Source organism: Bacillus sp. B1-WWTP-T-0.5-Post-4 (assembly GCF_009183795.1).
Classification (GTDB): domain Bacteria; phylum Bacillota; class Bacilli; order Bacillales; family Bacillaceae_G; genus Bacillus_A; species Bacillus_A cereus.
In genome coordinates this window covers 896,901-914,795 of sequence record NZ_WEIJ01000001.1, presented here as the reverse complement: position 1 = coordinate 914,795, position 17,895 = coordinate 896,901, and the positions used below count along the sequence as shown (strand labels likewise).

The following is a 17,895-nucleotide window of genomic DNA, read 5'->3' as shown; positions in this document are numbered from 1 at the left end:
GCGCGGTGAGCGCAAAGCTTTTTTTATTTATAATTACGTTGGAATAAAGCGAAGAGTTCAATGTCATGCCAATTGCCATTGCGGAATATAGCTTCTTTACAAGTTCCTTCATGTTGAAAACCGAGTGATTTATATAATTTAATTGCTCTATCGTTAAAAGAAAATACTCGTAAAGAAAGGCGATGTAAATTTAATTCTAAAAATGCATAATCCAATAATAAGGTGAAAGCTTCCTTCCCATAACCTTGCCCCCAGTAATCCTTGTTACCAATATCAATAATACATTCAGCGTTTCGGTTATACGAATCAATATGAATTAAAGAAGTAATACCAATTGAAAGATGCGTAGATTTTTCTTCAATGATATAGCTCTTAGAGTCCGCAGAATGAATAAATTGCTGGCAAAGTTTTTCTGTGTCTTGAAGGGAATATTTATCAAGAGTGAGAGTAGTTGAACTCATAACGTCTATATCATTATGCCATTTATAATATGTTAGAATATCATCTTCGGAAAACTTTCGTAACTGGATACGGTTTGATTTAAACAATGTAAGTCCTCCTTTTGTATTTCCTTTTCACATGATTTACAAAGGATTGGTTTCTTCTGGAACATATGTAATCAACCTTTCATTTGACGTGCTTTACCTGCGCAAAAGGCACTACTTAGTAAAAATAGTGTCGCGAATATAATGCTTACTAATGTAGCATATGGAATTGCGCCTTTTAAGGAAAAGCCGACAGTGATTGAAGCGATGAATAAGAGGATAAATGTTGTTGTTAATTTTTTATAAAGTTCCATACTATGTAGACCTCCAATTTATTTTTTAGTACAAGTTTTAAAATTGAATTCTATTATGTAGAAAATATAAAGAGTAGCTAAAGATGTGTAGTCTAGGAGTATAAGAAAGTACACTTTCCTTTTTGTGGGTTAGTATACTTATATTGTATCATGGCGCATGATTGGCTTCATACATAATTGTGTAAAGGTATGTATGATAAAATGAAGAAAAGTCTTTAAGAAAGGAAAGATAAAAAATGAGTGTAACTGAACATAAAAAACAAGCTCCAAAAGAAGTGCGTTGCAAGATCGTGACGATTTCCGATACACGTACGGAAGAAACAGATAAGAGCGGACAACTATTACATGAATTGTTAAAAGAAGCGGGACATAAAGTAACTTCTTATGAAATTGTAAAAGATGATAAAGAAAGTATCCAGCAAGCAGTGTTAGCTGGTTATCATAAGGAAGATGTAGATGTTATATTAACAAATGGCGGTACTGGTATTACGAAACGCGATGTCACAATTGAAGCAGTATCAGCGTTATTAGATAAAGAAATTGTTGGATTTGGTGAGCTGTTCCGTATGATTAGTTATTTAGAAGATATCGGAAGCAGCGCAATGTTAAGTAGAGCGATTGGTGGTACAATTGGGCGCAAAGTAGTCTTCTCGATGCCAGGGTCTAGCGGAGCGGTTCGCCTTGCGATGAATAAATTAATTTTACCGGAATTAGGTCATATTACATTTGAGCTGCATCGCCAATGAGTAAGTATGCTGGAATTGTATTAGCAGGTGGTATGTCGAGTAGATTCGGTGAGCCGAAAGCGTTAGCAATTTGGAAGGGAACTACTTTTGTTGAGCATATTGTGAAAGTGATGGGAAATACTTTGCAAGACATTGTAGTAATTAGCCATACTGATATAAAAGAGCGAGTAGAGCAATTCGTACAAGTACCTGTTATAGAAGACATTCCGCACTATAAAGGAAATGGACCGCTTGCCGGCATTGTATCAGGTATGGAATACATAGAAGCAGATTGGTATGCTATTATGCCTTGCGATGCGCCAAATGTTTCGCATGAATGGTTTACCATTTTACTGGAGCAAACGAACAATGAATATGATGCGGTTGTACCTATTATTAATGGAAGAAAACAACCGCTACTTGCGGCGTATCATAACCGCGTGAAAAAAAAGATTTATGCTTTACTTCAGGAAGAAAAAAGAAGTATGGGGCAGCTTTTATCACAATGTAATGTGAAGTATGTTTCTGGAGAAGATGTACAAGCGAATGCGGATTGGTTTATAAATGTAAATACGAAAGAAGAATATGGGCAGGCTCAAAAAGACCTTTCAAATGAATGAAAGGTTTTTTTGATATACAGAATTGGGGAACAATTGCTGTATAAAGGTATGTGAGTAAGTTGATTTTAAGGGGAATTCTTAAAATCATTATACAGTTAAAATACTGTATAACCATATATTAATTTTTATGGGTTTTTATTACAAGTCTGTTTAGTTATGTTTATTTTTGATATAATTAATATAGAAATAAAACAATGCTTAACCTTATGTATCATTTATTAAACTAAAATTTATGACCATGTAATAAACTCCCTTCGTTTTTTTGAAGGGAGTTTTTCTATTTAAGCAAGCAACTCTGATGCGTTATGCTGAAGGACTTCTTCATATTGGTTAAGCAAGCCACGAAAGATCTCATCCCAGCTCTTTGATTTCGCAAAAGATGAAGCTGCTATTCCCATCTGCTCAAGTTTTTCTTCATTTTGTAATAAAAAATAAATGGATGATAGAAATGCATCTTCATTTTTAGGCGGACAAAGAACTCCCGTTTTTCCATCTGTAATAATATTTTTAACCCCGCCACTATTTGCACCAATAACAGGTGTACCGCATGCGAGTGATTCAAGTACGACATTTCCGAATGTTTCAGTAGCTGATGGAAATACCATTATGTTAGAACAAGCATATGCTTCAGCTAAATCTGCACTTTGTAAATAGCCAGTAAAAGTGATATTTGTTTTCGGAACAGCTTCACGTAAACTTGTTGCTAGAGGACCGTCTCCTGCTATAAGCCAATGAATGTCGCTTCGAGTATGTGCTGATTTAACGATAAGATTTTGCAACGTATCAATATCTTTCTCAGGAGCAATCCGTCCAACATAGGAAAGGACGTACTTCGCTGTAATATTATATTTTTTTCGGAATAGGTCTGTATTGTAAGATGGATGAAAGAGATTGCAATCTACACCACGTCCCCAAATAGAGAGGGCCTGAAAGCCTTTATGTTTTAATTGATGTAATGTTTCAGGAGAGGGTACAAAATTTTTTTGCATATGACTATGAAACCATTTTAAATAGTTCCACAGCATATTGGAGAGGAATTCGATTTTGTAATAACGTAAATAGGCATCGAAATCAGTATGATAAGAACCGACAACTGGGATGTTTAACTTTTTTGCATAATACAATCCACAAAGTCCCATGTTGAAAGGTGTGGCAATGTGAATAATGTCAGGTTTAAAGGAAAGTAGTTCCCGTTTAATGCGCGGAGTAGGAAAAGAAAAACGACATTCTGGATATAATATTGTTAACGGGATACTTCTCATCTTATTCACATTCGCTACAAAATTATCTTCAGCTGTATGCTGAGGGGCGAAAACAGAATAGGCGATCTGTTCTTTCTGAAAATATCGTGTTAATCGCTCTAACGTTTTCGCAACCCCGTTAACTTGTGGCGTAAAAGTATCGGTAAAAATGGCGACTCTCATCATATCACTCCTTTATGTGAAAAGTGGGATGAATTGATAAAAAGAGATGATGCCAGAGCAAGTGCCAAGGCACATACCGACGAATACATCTGACGGATAGTGAAGTCCTAAATAAATACGTGAAATACCGACGCATAATGCTAACGGTAATAGGAAAGCAAGTAAGCTTGGATTATAGCAAATAAATGGAATGAAGACAGAGAAAACGGCTGTTGTATGACCAGACGGGAAAGAGTGGTCTTTTAATGGATGGACTGGATATTTTGCATCCTGAATTGTTAAATAAGGACGTTTTCGTGGATACCATCTTTTTAATATTTGTACAGGAATATGGCTAATTGCTAAAGAAATAGCAGTTGCAATTGCAGCTTGATGCAAAGTTCCCTTTGCGAAAATCAAAAAGAAAAGTGTGAGTGCGATGGAGAAAGTCGCGCCACCGATATGAGTAATATTGCTGAAAAAGATATTTAATGTTTTTTGATCAAAGTAGCGATTAATTCCTTTGAAAATGTAACATTCTATTTTATATAATCCACTGACCTTCATGAAAATTCTCCTCCCTCGTTTACATATATATGGAGATATTAGCTTTTATTTTAATAAGATTTTGTTGAGGGAGTAATAATGTTTTGTAAAGAAAAAGTTAGATTTTATATAAAAAAAGCTGCCAATCGTATGGCAGCGGAAATTTACTTCTGTAATGATTTATAATATTGACCTTTTTCAACGTATTGCGTGCGAATACGCTCCATATCTTTACGGTCTTCTGCTGTTAATTCACGAATGACTTTCGCGGGACGACCGAAAGCTAACGTGTTTGGTGGAATTTTCTTTCCTTGTGAAACGAGGCTTCCAGCGCCGATAAAAGCTCCTTCACCAATTTCAGCACCATCTAATATAATGGATCCCATTCCAATTAAAGCATCTTTTTTAATATGACAACTATGTAAAATAACTTGATGCCCAACTGTAACATCATCTTCTAAGATAAGAGGATACTGAGGGCTTTGGTGGAGTGTACATTGGTCTTGTACATTTACTCGGTCTCCAATGATCGTTGGTGACACATCACCACGGATGACCGTATTAAACCAAATACTTGATTCCTCGCCAACGTAAACATCGCCTGTAATCGTAACATAGTCAGCGATAAAAGCACTACTCGCAATTTTCGGTTTTTTTTCTTTGTAAGGATATATCATGTAAAGTCTTCCTTTCCTAGAGACTAGTTTTAGTGTATCAAATTATGAGAAAGAGTGAAATGGAGGAGAGCCGTATGTGGAATTATGAAGCGGAGGAAGCAAAGGCTGTCATTGTTATTGTGCACGGCGCAATGGAATATCACGGACGTTACGAAGCCGTTGCGGAAATGTGGAATCATATCGGCTACCACGTCGTGATGGGGGATCTTCCGTCACATGGAACGACTTCAAGAAATAGAGGACATATTGATTCATTTGATGAATACATAGAGGAAGTTAAACTATGGGTGAAAGAAGCAAGAAAGTATAGGTTACCTATTTTTCTATTCGGTCATAGTATGGGTGGTCTTATTGTCATTCGTATGATGCAAGAAACGAAGAGAGAAGATGTAGAGGGTATTATTTTGAGTTCGCCTTGTTTAGGGGTAGTGACTGGACCCTCTGCTCCGCTTCAACTTGCTTCAAAAATATTAAATGTTGTGGCTCCAAAATTGCAATTTGCAACGAATCTTACGGTGGAAATGTCAACACGTAACCACGAAGTGAGAGATGCAATGGAGAATGATTCTTTGTTCTTGCGCAAAGTATCAGTACGTTGGTATAGTGAATTGATTAAGTCTATCGAAATTGCTCATAAAAAAATAGATGATTTTCCAGATGTTCCGCTCTTGCTAATGCAAGCTTGTGAGGATAAACTTGTAGATAAAACACGTGTCCGCACTTGGTTTGATAATGTTAAAATAAGTGATAAGGCTTTTAAAGAATGGCCGAATTGTTATCACGAGTTATTAAATGAGTATGAGCGAGATGAAATTTTGAGTTATATTCAGTCATTTACTGAAATGCATGTCAATAATATAGTAAAAACAAACAAATAAATCATTATTTGTACATTTAATAGAGGAGATGAAGGAAGAAGTGAACGTACCGAGTAATCCCATAACGCTCATGGCGAAAGTATACCGTGATGTGTTTCCGGTTGTACACCATGAGCTAGCGATGTGGAAAGAGCGTGCCTACCATATTCCGAATGATGAGCTTCATAGTCAGGCAATCGCAAGTATTGAGCATAAAACGTTTCATTGTGAGGGCGGTGGCATTTTAGCTCTGCTAGCAAATGAGCACCGAGAAGAATGTATTCGTTTTATCGTAGCGTATCAAACGATCAGCGACTATTTAGATAATTTATGTGATCGCAGTACATCACTTGATCCAAATGATTTTGCCGCACTGCATGAATCGATGTTAATGGCATTATCACCTGAAGTAGAAGGTGGCGGTAATTATTATCGTTATCGTGATGATCAAGATGATGGTGGTTATTTAGATGAACTTGTTGAAACATGCCAAGATGTTTTAAAGAAAACGAAGCACTATGACAAAATTGCTCCTGTTCTTCATGAACTTGCTTGTTATTATTGTGATTTGCAAATTCATAAACACGTGAAATTAGAAGAAAGAGAGCCGCGCCTGAAAAATTGGTTTGAAGCACATAAAGAAAACTTACCTGAGATGAGTTGGTTTGAATTTTCAGCATGTGCCGGTTCTACACTTGGAATTTTCTGTCTTGTCGCATATGCATTTCATGATGAGTTACATGATGAAGATATTGCGAAAATTAGACAAGGGTACTTCCCTTACGTACAAGGACTTCATATCTTACTTGATTATTTCATTGATCAAGAAGAAGACCGTATAGGCGGAGATTTGAATTTCTGTAGTTATTACGAAAACGAGCAAGCGATATTAGATCGGATGAAACACTTTGTAGAAGAAGCGGAGAAGAGCATTGGTGATTTGCCTCATGCGAAGTTTCATCGTCTCATAAGCCGAGGGTTACTTGGTATTTATTTATCAGATCAAAAAGTATCAGCACAAAAGAATATGCACAAAATGGCACGGCGCATTGTAAAGTACGGAGGCCTCACTTCACGCTTCTTCTATTGGAACGGGAAGATGTACCGAAAAAAAACAGCGCAGTGATGAAGAAAACCACTCATGTAGAGTGGTTTTCTTTTCATTATGATCGTATTTTTGAAAATACATATATAAGAAGTTCAATCGCAAAAATCACTAAAACAGATAGCCCGAATAAAGGCATGACAGCGCCTAGTATAACCATCATGATAAAGAAAACGATTATGCTTTTCTTATCTCTTTGCTTTGGTGGTGCTGCTAATTTTCCTTTCGGCTTCCTTGCTAACCACATTTTTATTCCGTAATAAATGAGAAGTAGTAGAGATAATGTCGTTAGTAAGCATAATATTTTATTTGGCCATCCGAATAAATGTCCTTCATGAAGTGGGATACCGTAAGTGAACCATTGTGCAAGTAATCCATAATCACGATAGTCCGTTTTGGAAATGAGTTCCCCGCTATATTGGTCAAAGTAAGCTGTTATCTCTTCATTTGGTGCAACATGCATACCTGTAATACCAGAACCGCTCGATTTCGAAACAGTGAATACACCTTTTGGATCAGCTGGTAGTGAAATAACATATGGCTTCTTTATTTCAATTCCTTTTTGTAATTCATGGACAGAAATTACTTTCGGTTCATTTAAATTCGATTCAGGAGGAGCTTCTTTTCTTGTTGCCCACGGCAATTCTTTTACCTTTGATTCAGGCGGTGCCATGTACAATTTTGGATATCCGAGTGATTCATTTGACGATGCAATTTTATAAATTTGGTTCCCCATAAATCCTGACCATGGCAATCCAGATGCGACTAGCAGAAAGAGAGGAATTGTAAATATAATACCGATAATAGAATGACGTCTTTTTGCTTTTTCTCGCTTATTGGATGATGGTGTGTTTTTGAATTGGCGTATACTCATGTACAATCCGGTTATGATTAAAAAGATTGTCCAGCATGCCGCGAGTTCTACAGTATAGTTTACGACAGTGCCACCAACTAAAAGAGAACTATGTAATTCCCTCATTATATTGGCAAACGTTTCACTTGCATTTTGATCCCCAACAATTTGATTATTGCTGTCTAAATACACATATTTTTGTTGCCCAGTATACTCATTTGCAATGGTAAGTCTCGTATTATAATCCCCATTAAACTCACTAATTTTCGCCACGCTATAATGTGGATATTTTTTCTCTGTTAAGGAAATAGAATCAGACATCGAAATAGATTCTGTTTGAGCACTCTTCCCAAAATATAAATCTTTATAGATGAAATCTTCAACTTCCTCCCGAAATAAATACCCAATTCCGCTCAGTGACAACGTAATAAGAAGTGGCGTAATAAAAAGCCCAGCATAAAAATGCCAACGCCAAAAAATGTAATGAAGCGAACGATTTACTTTCATACTTTCAGTTCCCCTAACCTTCCCTATATGAATAACTACTTATTTAATATAGCGAGATTAAGTGTGATTACTTTGAAAGAATTGTGAAGAAAGTTAAAAGTTTGTGGGATTTTTATTAAACATAAAACACATTTTAGAAGGAGTGTTTTCTATGTTTATGAAGATCTCTTTATATTTGATAAGTACATCCTAACAACCGCTTTCGCAAGACATTGAGAAGAATCAACAAAATTCTCACTAGCCACAACATTCAAATCAGTACATGCGATAATTGCGGTATCTACTTCATCCTTCAACTGCACAACGAGCGCGCTCCATAATTTGCGAGCTTTTTCAACTTCTCCGCTTTTAATATACGTAATAATTTGATTAATCATCGTTTGCCATTTTTCATAATGAATGTATTCTATATTACGTTTTGCAATCCCGTCTTGATAAATACCAGCTTGAACTGTCGCTTCTGTTGCGAGAAGAGCGACTCTTTTTGTATTTTTAGGAATTGCTTGTAACGTTTCATCGACTATATGTAAAATCGGGATAGAAAGAGAACGCTGTAATTCTTCAAAGTAAAGATGGGCTGTATTGCAAGGCATAGCGATAAAGTCTACACCAGTACTTTCAAGTTTTTGTGCTCCGTCAATAATCGCCTTTTTCATCGCTTCGTGATCAATAGGGCGATCCATGTAAAATGGTGTTGGGCACGAGTAAATCATCATATGAGGAAAGTCCATATCATGCTTTGCTCCGTATATTATTTGGCACCTTGCTACAACTGTATCGACGAATGGTCCAGTTGATTTTGGTCCCATTCCTGCTAGTATTCCGATCATTGTTTCGTCTCCTTTAATATGTAATTAAAAACGTTTTTTGCGAACGATAAAAAGGAATAAGGTAAATAATAAAAATGAATATACGATAGCCCAAGCTGTGAGCCATAGCGTGTGAGTCAGTATATTATATTTGTATTGTCCAAGCATTAGAAAGCTTTCGACAGGTGGTAAAAACCATAGTAACTCTTTTTTAAAATGGATAGATGCAATCGTTATAAGTAATATAAATGTAAGGCTAAGCCAAGCAGTGCCTGCTTTTTGAATCATGTTTCTTGTAAATAATGTTGCGATTGAAATTCCTAGTATAGAGAAAGACATGTGAGAGAGAAATCCGACTAGAAATAAAGAAACTGTCATTTTTTCATTAAACATTTGCAAAATAATGGGATAGATTACGGATATAAAAGATAACACAGTACAAATGAGAAGAGCCGTAATATATTTACCAACGTATAATGCGGAAATGTTATTTGTATGAGAAATAGTAATTTGCTCTTGTATAGGGTCTTCAGTATGAAAAATTGTGACCGTAATCCAGGCAGATAATAAATAAAGTGCGAGTGCTGTTTCTAAATATGTCGTTACAATAGGAGTCGGTTTATATGTATATACAAAAAGCAAGCTCACAAAGTACATCGCAATAGGAGGGATGTACTTATACGATTTTGTATAGTCGAGAAAATGGTACCGAATAAGCGCGAACATAATAAACCTTCTTTCAATTTAAAAGTTAGGTTGTAGCAGTGTGATAGATGCTTTTTTATGTAATAAAAACTGAAGCATTTCGTTTGTATATTCTTTTTCGATTTGTAATTGAATAAGGTTTTGATTTGATTTGTGTGTAACGTGTATAAAACCGGATTGCTTTTGTAGTTCTATCGCTGAGAATGTTTCGTGAACGATTGCCTCAATATAGACTTGTTCTGCTCCTTTTTGTGCAGAGATATTTTCTGCAATTGTATGATTTGCTAACGTCACAATTCTATCGGCGAAGTTTTCTAATAGTTGTTTTTCATGACATGTGAAGAGTATAGATATACCTTGTTGTTTTAATGAGAGTAAAATATGTTCTAGTTCTTGTTGAGAGTTCGGATCGAGCCCAGAAAGCGGTTCGTCTAAAATTAATAAATGGACGTCTGTAAGTAACGCTTGCATAATGCCTGTTTTTTGTTTCATACCTTTTGAAAAGTTTCGTACAACGGAATGCCTTGCATGAAGTAAATGAAAAGATTCAAGGAGCATCGGAATTTTATCTTTTACATATTTTGTTGATAAACCGTGAATGCAGCCGAGATGATATAGATAATCCTCTAATGTAAAACGAATTCCTTCAGGAAAATGTTCAGGTACATAGCCAATTTGTATATGTTCTTTCCTTTGAATTGTCCCTGCCGTAGGTGAAATAAAACCTGCAATTATTTTGAGTAGAGTACTTTTCCAGTCCCGTTCCCGCCAATAATAGCGAGCGCTTCTCCTTCTGGAATGGATAAATCAATGTTGTCTAGTATAAGTGATTTGCTATACTTCTTTTGAATTCCCCTTAGTTCTACTAGCAAAGTTCTATCCTTCTTTCTTTAAATAGTGTATATATCCATTATATAGGAGAATAACAAAAAAGACGTGCAATGAGTGCACGTCTTTTTTTGTTATGTTTTGTCGAACAATCGATATATCCGAGAAATCGTTGATATATTGTAAGTTATGATAGATATATCGAAAAAATCGTTGATATATCCCGAGTTACGATAGATATAATTGAAAAATCGTTGATATATTACCCCACATTAACGGGCAGTAAAACTTCCACCTTAAAATTCGGCTGGAGCAAAGAAGTTAGTTGGGAGATAAACTGCCCATAAATGCCCGATTGGTTCAACTAATAATCAGTGGGGATTCCCTCCACTGATTAAAGTTTCACTTTATCGTTTCTCAATCGCCACAATAAATGGCGGATTATTTTGCTGGTTAATAAAGCCATATCGCAGTACGTGTGCTTGTTTTTGGTCTAGTTCTTCGGCAAATTTAAGTACAGCGTCGCGTTCTACTCGTCCTTCTGGATGTCCGTGGTAAATGACAAGGACGATGATACCTTCAGGCGCCATTACTTCTAATAATTGCTCGATCGCCGAGATTGTTGAGTTCGGTTTTGTGACGATATGTTTGTCTCCGCCAGGAAGGTAACCTAAGTTGAAAATTGCACCTGTTACTTTTCCTTTTGCATTTTCTGGTAATATGGATAGAAGTGTATCGTGACTATCGTGAACTAAAACAGTACGTTCGAAAAGTTTTTTTTCTTTTAGACGAGTTGTTGAGCTTTCAATCGCCTCTTTTTGAATATCAAATCCAAATACTTTTCCGTTATTTCCAACGATTTCAGCTAGGAAGCAAGTGTCATGCCCGTTTCCTAAAGTTGCATCTACAGCGTAATCGCCTTCTTTTACTGCCGTTTGCAGCAGCGTGCGAGCAAACGGTAATACCCGTTCTAATTTCATTTTTGTTTCTCCTCATTTGCATATTTTCCTTGCCAGCTTCCGCGGCGTACAAATTCTGCATCGATGGAATTTAAAACTTCCCATTTATTTAAGCTCCACATTGGGCCAATCATTAAATCAGGCGGACCGTCACCTGTGATGCGGTGCACAATTACGTCTTCTGGAATAATTTCAAGTTGGTCAACAACGAGGCTTACGTAATCCTCAAGAGAAAGGAATTCGAGTTGTCCTTTTTCATATTGCTTCACCATTGGCGTTCCTTTTAATAAATGAAGTAAGTGGATTTTAATTCCTTGTACGTCAAGTTTCGCTACTTCACGAGCTGTTTCCATCATCATGTCGTAATCTTCAAGAGGAAGACCGTTAATAATATGAGAGCAAACTCGAATGCCATGCTTACGTAATTTATTTACACCTTCAACGTAAGAAGGATAATCATGAGCGCGATTAATAAGGTTTGCAGTACGTTCATGAACGGTCTGTAGTCCGAGTTCAACCCAAAGGTACGTGCGTTTATTTAAGTCCGCTAAATATTCAACAACATCGTCCGGTAAACAATCTGGACGAGTTGCGATAGAAAGACCGACAACGTCTTTTTCTGCTAGAAGCGGTTCGAATTTTTCTTTTAACACTTCAAGTGGTGCATGTGTATTTGTGTACGCTTGGAAATAAGCGATACATTTTCCGTCTTTCCACTTTGAGCGCATTTTTTCTTTCATTTCATGATATTGCGTTATAACATCATCGCGGCGATCGCCAGCGAAGTCACCAGATCCAGCAGCACTGCAAAATGTACAACCGCCATAAGCAACTGTACCGTCACGGTTCGGACAATCGAAGCCAGCATCTAATGAAACTTTAAAGATTTTTTCACCAAATTCATTTCGTAAATGGTAATTCCATGTATGATAACGTTTATTGTCGTTTGTATATGGAAAAGGGTTTTGAACCTTCATTACTTTCCCTCCTAAGCCGAGTCAAAATAACACAAAATCCATTATAACATACTCATAAGGTTCATAAGGAAGGGACAAACTAAAGGGGAATTGAAGCAAGGAGGGACAATTATGGCAGAGCGTCAATCACTTGAATCGTATATTACACAAGCGGAACAAGCGGTGGAATATGCGAAAGAACAATTAGAACAAGGCATGAGACAAGAGCATTATAATACGATGGAGTATTCGGATGCGCAGTTGCAATTAGAACAAGCATATAACGATTTACAAACGATGCAACAACATGCGAATGATGAGCAACGTGAGCAGTTAAATAGAGCGCGTATGGCAATTCGCCAATTGCAACATCAAATGATTATTACACCGCACTAATAAGGAGTGAATGTAATGGCGAAACGTTCAGATCAAAATAACCCAGAACAAAAAACACAAAATGGACATAACGCTGAATTTTCGAATGAACTTGATCCGATTGTTCAAGTGAAACAGCGTAACAGTAAAAAAGGACAACCTCAAAGATCAAAGCAATCAGAGTAAACCAGGTCGCAATATGACCTGGTTTTGTTTTGTTATATGACAATAATGTAAGATTCCTGTAAGGTTTGCCGATAGTTGTAAGCTTACTTTTCCAGTAGAGTAAGGGTGGATTAAATTTTGGACAAGGAGCTGCTTTATGGGGAACAATATTACAAACAAACGAATTGATGAGTTAGATTACATTCGTGGCTTCGCATTACTGGGGATTATTTTAGTAAATATTTTAGCACTACTTCATATTAAAACTCCAGATCCTAATACAGTAGATGCTAGCTATCAAAGGTTTCTATACTTATTTGTAGAAGGTCGTTTCTTCTCGATTTTCTCATTCTTATTTGGAGTGGGATTCTATATCTTCATTACAAGAGCGATTGCGAAAGGGAAAAATGGATATGTTCTATTTTTCCGCCGCGTAGTTGCATTATTTATTTTTGGTTTGATTCATTACATGTTTCAGCCTGGAGAAGCACTAGCGTTATACGCAATCTGCGGATTAATCGTTTTACCGTTTTATAAAGCGAAAAAACAAGTGAACTTAGTAATTGGTCTTATTTTGACAATAGCCTTTAGTGTAATGGGTGTTAAAGAACTATTACCACTTGGTTTAATTTTATTAGGTCTTGCTGCAGGACAATATCGTGTATTTGAAAATCTTTCAAAAAACATAAAGCAAGTCGCTATTTTTACAGGCATTATGTTTGTTTTAAGTGTGGCAGCTGTATGGTATCAATATGGACACGTGCCTGCTGACCCATTTGTAAATATGATATTGATGAATGAAGACGGAACAATGGATGCTGCAAGCCATTTTCTGAAAATTGGTATTACTGTTGGGCCAATTATTTCAGCTTTCTATGTAGGAGCATTAATTTTATTACTTCAGTTAAAACCAGTTCAAACATTATTAGCACCATTGAAATACTACGGTCGTATGGCTTTAACAAATTATATCGGACAAACGGCAATGATTTTAATTGCCGGTAGTGTATTTAACTTTGCAGGTAACTTAACATACATGCAGACGCTATATGTATGTATCGCAATTTATGCAATTCAAATTGTGTTTAGTGTAATTTGGATGAAAATCTTTAAAATGGGTCCATTAGAATGGATTTGGCGTGTTATTACGTACTGGACGGTAACCCCTTTAAAGAAATAAAGAGAGAAGTGGGCTGTTCTTTTTGTGGAACAGCCTATTTTTATTTTCAGCTTTTGTAGTTGCGCCGATATATTTTGAAAATCGCCGATATAATTTCATTTACCGATTTACTATGCCGAAATGTGAACTAGTATTAACAGCCAAGCTTACAAGTACACCTTTTTTATATTACAAAAGTGTAAGGTAAATGTAATGTTAACAAATAGCAGTTCACTTCCAAAAGGCGCAAAATAGGTAATGGAAAAACAAGCGTAGGAGGATATATATGACGAAACCAGTTGTAGACGTGAAAAACGTTCAAAAAGTGTACGGTAAAAAAGGTGAGAACCAATCACATGCGTTAAAAGGTGTGTCATTCTCAATTCAAGAGGGTGAGTTTGTTGGAATTATGGGACCATCTGGTTCTGGTAAAACGACATTATTAAATGTAATTTCAACGTTAGATAAAGCAACGGGCGGCGTTGTTGAAATTGCAGGAACGGATATTACAAAAATGAAACAAGGTGAGCTTTCTGATTTCCGTTCACAAAAGTTAGGATTCATCTTCCAAGATTTTAATTTGTTAGAAAACTTATCTATTTATGAAAACATTGCACTTCCACTTTCCTTGCAAGGTGTTCCATCACGTAACATTGGACCAAAAGTCGAGAAAGTAGCGGATATGTTAGGAATTACAGAAATACTTCAAAAGTACCCATCTGAAGTATCTGGTGGGCAAAAGCAACGTTCGGCAGCAGCGCGTGCTTTAGTGCATGAGCCTGCAATTATTTTAGGGGACGAGCCAACAGGAGCGCTTGATTCTAAAAATGCAACGAGTTTACTTGATGCGATGACAAACTTAAATAAAGATCAAGGCGTATCTATTATGATGGTTACACATGATCCGTACAGTGCAAGTTACTGTCAGCGTATTTTATTCATTCAAGATGGTGAGCTATATAAAGAAATTCACCGCGGCGGTACACGTGAAGAGTTTTATAAAGAAATTTTAGATGTGCTTGCGGACTTAGGCACACAAAAAGCGTAAGAAAGGAGGTTCTAGAGCATGTTATTCAAACTTTCCATGTCAGGACTAAAGAGTAAGCTAAAAGATTATATCGTCTTACTTGTTGGTCTTGTCATGTCCATTTCAATTTTTTATATGTTCCAAACATTAGCGTTAAACGAGGCCTTCCTTAAGGAAAATTCTACTATTGGTCAAATTGGATTTGTATTCCAAGCAGGTTCATTTTTACTAGCTATTATAACGTTCTTCTATATTTTGTATGCGAACTCTTTCTTACTATCTCTTCGTCAAAAAGAGTTTGGTATGTATATGATGTTAGGAGCAAAAAAGCATAAAGTTACATTACTTATGTTTATTGAGACAATTGTATTAGGCGCCGCGTCTCTTGCAATTGGAATTGCAGTTGGTGTAGGACTTGCAGAAGGTATCGGTCAATTATTAATGAAACAATTAGAATTTGCTGGTGAAGGCTATAAAGCATTTTACCTGCCATCTATGACTGTTACTTGTATGTTCTTCTTTGCACTATTTGTATTATCGGCAATTATGAACAGTATTAAATTATCACGTATTTCTGTCCTGCAACTTGTACATGCAGACGCACAAACAGAACGTGTTGCAGTAAAAGGAAAAATGACAGGTGTAGTTGCATTCCTTGCGGTTATTTTATTAGGAATGGGCTATGCATCAATGATTTACATGGAAAAACTAAGAGAAATGGGAATCATTATTGCATTAATTACAACGACAGCTGGTACTTACATGCTGTTTGGATCACTTCTCCCGGTCTTTATTAAAAAGTTAAAGAGTAATAAAAAGCGTAGTGAAAAAGGACTTAACGCTTTTACATTTGCACAATTAAACTTCCGTATTAATAGTTTAACAAAGGTTCTTGCTACAGTAGCGATGTTAGTTGCTCTTGGAGCAGGTGCAATTTCAGGTGGTATGGCGTTTAAAAATAACGCTATCAAACTGTCTGAGGGTTTAGTAATCTATGACTCAGTTGTTCATAATCCTACAGCTGAAGAAAAGAAAATTTTAGACGGTATTACATTTAAAGAAAAAAATGAATATCGCTACAAAGTTGATGATAAATACGTTTATTATGTAAAAGAAGATTTAGAAAAAAATCGTCCTTTCGTAAAAGATATGACAAATATGAAGTCGATGAAGGATTTAGTGAATACAAAGAAGGTTTCACAGGAACTACCAGTAGGTGCAGTTTCTAGAGAAATGAATGAAAAAGATGCGAACGCTAAAGAACTTCCAGAAGAATGGGTTGATGCTTTTAGCACAATTCATCCGTATTATATATACGAAGATCATGCAATTAAAATTGTAGATCAAAAAATGTACGATGGGATAAATGGTAAAGAAGGTATAGCATTTATCGGAAAAGCAGATGATTTCTTAGCATATACAAAAGAATGGAAAAAACTTGACGAGTTGCAGCTAGATAAATATAAAAATGTAAAAGCTGAAAGATTAAATAGTAAATATCAAACTTACGACATGTTATACGGCGTTGCGAGTGGAACAGTGTTTATGGGATTCTTCCTTGGAATTGCGTTCTTAGCAATGATGGCAAGCTGTCTTATGTTTAAAATTCTTTCTGGTGCATCAAAAGATATTACGCGTTATCAAATGCTTCGTAAAATCGGTGTGCGCCGTGAGTTATTAACGAAATCGATTTATAAAGAGCTATTCTTAGTATTCTTATTCCCAGCAATTGTGGGTATCGCTCACGTATTAGTTGGTATGAATATTTTCGGATTTATTTTAATCGATCCGTACTTCCGTATTTGGATACCAATCGTAATTTTCGTAGTTATTTATGCGATTTATTACTTCATTACAGTTCAATTGTATAAAGGAATTGTTCTTCCGAAAGAAGATTAATAATAAAAACCGAGCAAAAACGCTCGGTTTTTATTATTTTCAGAAAAAACACTTTGATGTTACTGAAATGTATAATATAATGTAAGTAAGTAACGTAATATAAAAGTAGAAGTAGCTGCATAAGGAAAGGAGGAATCCAATCTGTAGAAAGAAGCTGAACTTTTATCCCCACATTTTTTTACCGCAACGTATTTATACAATCGTAAGTTTCCACATTGAAAGTTTTCAGAACCACCTGAGTATATTGTGAAAATAATGGATAACACATGGAAATCTCATAGCATGATAAGGTAAAATGGACAACATAATGAGAAAATTACCGTTCATAAGATGAGGAGAATACATGTATGGAAGTTGTAGAGGCATTAAAAGATATAAGCCAAATTGAGGCTATGAAAAAATATTTAAAAGAGCACTCCCAGCGAGATTATCTTTTATTTGTTATTGGAATTAACACAGGATTAAAAATTACAGAACTACTTAGCATGAAATTTGAAGATGTATTAAATGAAGACGGGACTGTTAAAGAGTTTTATGCTCTTCCTGTGAAAGATGAAAAATTTAAACAAGATATTTATTTAAATACAAAAGTAAAAGAAGCGCTTTTAGATTACGTACAATCTATTGGTGTTAAAAGAGAAAATTACGTATTCCAATCTAATAAAACGCCAAATTCAATTACGCGCCAACAAGCGTATCGTGTAATTCATAATGCTGCAGAAGCAGTTGGAGTTGTTGGTAAAATCGGAACGAATTCAATGCGAAAAACGTTCGGATTTCATGCGTACAAAAGAGGGATAGCGATTGCACTATTGCAAAAACATTTTCATCACGCGACTCCATCAGAGACACTAAAGTATTTAGGTATCTCAAAGGATGAGAGCTTTAAAACGGAGATTGATGTCGATTTATAAAAGCCGT

The 17,895-nt window shown here is 35.9% G+C and carries 20 protein-coding genes and 1 pseudogene; 10 read left to right on the top strand and 11 right to left on the bottom strand.

All coding sequences use genetic code 11. The features are described from left to right. Nucleotides 1-23: 23 nt before the first annotated feature. Entirely contained in the window at nt 24-548 is a 525-nt protein-coding gene (locus tag GBN91_RS04925; protein WP_000477130.1) for a GNAT family N-acetyltransferase, read from the bottom strand. 71 nt (nt 549-619) lie between these two features. Next, nucleotides 620-799 carry a hypothetical protein gene (locus GBN91_RS04920; RefSeq protein WP_000424797.1) on the bottom strand — a complete coding sequence of 60 codons (180 nt, stop codon included), beginning with the start codon at nt 797-799 and terminating at the stop codon, nt 620-622. A 236-nt stretch (nt 800-1,035) separates the two neighbouring features. Here GBN91_RS04920 and GBN91_RS04915 point away from each other — a divergent pair, with 236 nt between their 5' ends. Further along, nucleotides 1,036-1,545 carry a MogA/MoaB family molybdenum cofactor biosynthesis protein gene (locus tag GBN91_RS04915; protein ID WP_000117123.1) on the top strand — a complete coding sequence of 170 codons (510 nt, stop codon included), beginning with the start codon at nt 1,036-1,038 and terminating at the stop codon, nt 1,543-1,545. Beyond that, on the top strand, nt 1,542-2,144 hold the full coding sequence (locus tag GBN91_RS04910) for a molybdenum cofactor guanylyltransferase (protein WP_152121284.1): 603 nt from the start codon (nt 1,542-1,544) through the stop codon (nt 2,142-2,144). The genes GBN91_RS04915 and GBN91_RS04910 overlap by 4 nt, the downstream gene beginning before the upstream one ends. A 281-nt stretch (nt 2,145-2,425) precedes the next feature. On the opposite strand, the gene GBN91_RS04905 is transcribed toward GBN91_RS04910, so the two are convergent. The 3 genes from GBN91_RS04905 to GBN91_RS04895 form a co-directional block, all read right to left on the bottom strand. Beyond that, nucleotides 2,426-3,568: a glycosyltransferase family 4 protein gene (locus GBN91_RS04905; RefSeq protein ID WP_001261646.1), complete on the bottom strand. Its 1,143-nt coding sequence runs from the start codon at nt 3,566-3,568 to the stop codon at nt 2,426-2,428. A gap of 12 nt (nt 3,569-3,580) precedes the next feature. Then, nucleotides 3,581-4,114 carry a phosphatase PAP2 family protein gene (locus tag GBN91_RS04900; protein WP_000868582.1) on the bottom strand — a complete coding sequence of 178 codons (534 nt, stop codon included), beginning with the start codon at nt 4,112-4,114 and terminating at the stop codon, nt 3,581-3,583. Nucleotides 4,115-4,257: 143 nt separating this feature from the next. Beyond that, nucleotides 4,258-4,770: a gamma carbonic anhydrase gene (locus GBN91_RS04895; protein WP_000640188.1), complete on the bottom strand. Its 513-nt coding sequence runs from the start codon at nt 4,768-4,770 to the stop codon at nt 4,258-4,260. 74 nt (nt 4,771-4,844) lie between these two features. On the opposite strand from GBN91_RS04895, the gene GBN91_RS04890 reads away from it, so the two are divergent. Both GBN91_RS04890 and GBN91_RS04885 read left to right on the top strand, forming a co-directional pair. Beyond that, nucleotides 4,845-5,648 carry an alpha/beta hydrolase gene (locus tag GBN91_RS04890; protein WP_044307041.1) on the top strand — a complete coding sequence of 268 codons (804 nt, stop codon included), beginning with the start codon at nt 4,845-4,847 and terminating at the stop codon, nt 5,646-5,648. 40 nt (nt 5,649-5,688) lie between these two features. Further along, nucleotides 5,689-6,753: a tetraprenyl-beta-curcumene synthase family protein gene (locus GBN91_RS04885; protein WP_001102461.1), complete on the top strand. Its 1,065-nt coding sequence runs from the start codon at nt 5,689-5,691 to the stop codon at nt 6,751-6,753. A gap of 37 nt (nt 6,754-6,790) precedes the next feature. Here the strand turns inward: GBN91_RS04885 and GBN91_RS04880 are convergent, their stop codons facing one another. The 6 genes and pseudogenes from GBN91_RS04880 to mnmL form a co-directional block, all read right to left on the bottom strand. Further along, nucleotides 6,791-8,092, bottom strand: a complete 1,302-nt coding sequence (locus GBN91_RS04880) for a PepSY-associated TM helix domain-containing protein (protein ID WP_152121283.1) — start codon at nt 8,090-8,092, stop codon at nt 6,791-6,793. Between the two features lie 155 nt (nt 8,093-8,247). Beyond that, on the bottom strand, nt 8,248-8,922 hold the full coding sequence (locus tag GBN91_RS04870; RefSeq protein WP_049107505.1) for an aspartate/glutamate racemase family protein: 675 nt from the start codon (nt 8,920-8,922) through the stop codon (nt 8,248-8,250). A gap of 24 nt (nt 8,923-8,946) precedes the next feature. Further along, nucleotides 8,947-9,627 carry a hypothetical protein gene (locus tag GBN91_RS04865; protein WP_006924861.1) on the bottom strand — a complete coding sequence of 227 codons (681 nt, stop codon included), beginning with the start codon at nt 9,625-9,627 and terminating at the stop codon, nt 8,947-8,949. 18 nt (nt 9,628-9,645) lie between these two features. Beyond that, nucleotides 9,646-10,478, bottom strand: a pseudogene (locus tag GBN91_RS04860) (ABC transporter ATP-binding protein). A gap of 363 nt (nt 10,479-10,841) precedes the next feature. Then, entirely contained in the window at nt 10,842-11,414 is a 573-nt protein-coding gene (gene mnmM / locus GBN91_RS04855) for a tRNA 5-(aminomethyl)-2-thiouridylate-methyltransferase MnmM (RefSeq protein ID WP_152121282.1), read from the bottom strand. Continuing rightward, nucleotides 11,411-12,370: a tRNA modification radical SAM protein MnmL/YtqA gene (mnmL, locus tag GBN91_RS04850; protein WP_000868033.1), complete on the bottom strand. Its 960-nt coding sequence runs from the start codon at nt 12,368-12,370 to the stop codon at nt 11,411-11,413. Before mnmL ends, mnmM begins: the two co-directional genes overlap by 4 nt. 111 nt (nt 12,371-12,481) lie before the next feature. Here mnmL and GBN91_RS04845 point away from each other — a divergent pair, with 111 nt between their 5' ends. The 6 genes from GBN91_RS04845 to GBN91_RS04815 all read left to right on the top strand — a co-directional run bounded on the left by GBN91_RS04845 (nt 12,482) and on the right by GBN91_RS04815 (nt 17,888). Beyond that, nucleotides 12,482-12,745, top strand: a complete 264-nt coding sequence (locus GBN91_RS04845) for a YtzC family protein (protein WP_000840871.1) — start codon at nt 12,482-12,484, stop codon at nt 12,743-12,745. Between the two features lie 15 nt (nt 12,746-12,760). Continuing rightward, nucleotides 12,761-12,910 carry a hypothetical protein gene (locus GBN91_RS04840; RefSeq protein ID WP_001129341.1) on the top strand — a complete coding sequence of 50 codons (150 nt, stop codon included), beginning with the start codon at nt 12,761-12,763 and terminating at the stop codon, nt 12,908-12,910. 136 nt (nt 12,911-13,046) lie between these two features. Then, nucleotides 13,047-14,069 carry a DUF418 domain-containing protein gene (locus GBN91_RS04835; RefSeq protein WP_000527702.1) on the top strand — a complete coding sequence of 341 codons (1,023 nt, stop codon included), beginning with the start codon at nt 13,047-13,049 and terminating at the stop codon, nt 14,067-14,069. A 265-nt stretch (nt 14,070-14,334) separates the two neighbouring features. Then, on the top strand, nt 14,335-15,096 hold the full coding sequence (locus GBN91_RS04830) for an ABC transporter ATP-binding protein (protein WP_000165844.1): 762 nt from the start codon (nt 14,335-14,337) through the stop codon (nt 15,094-15,096). Nucleotides 15,097-15,114: 18 nt separating this feature from the next. After that, nucleotides 15,115-16,974, top strand: coding sequence for an FtsX-like permease family protein (locus GBN91_RS04825; RefSeq protein ID WP_152121281.1), 1,860 nt, complete (start codon nt 15,115-15,117; stop codon nt 16,972-16,974). Nucleotides 16,975-17,321: 347 nt separating this feature from the next. Next, nucleotides 17,322-17,888: a tyrosine-type recombinase/integrase gene (locus GBN91_RS04815; protein WP_000454205.1), complete on the top strand. Its 567-nt coding sequence runs from the start codon at nt 17,322-17,324 to the stop codon at nt 17,886-17,888. Nucleotides 17,889-17,895: the final 7 nt, after the last annotated feature.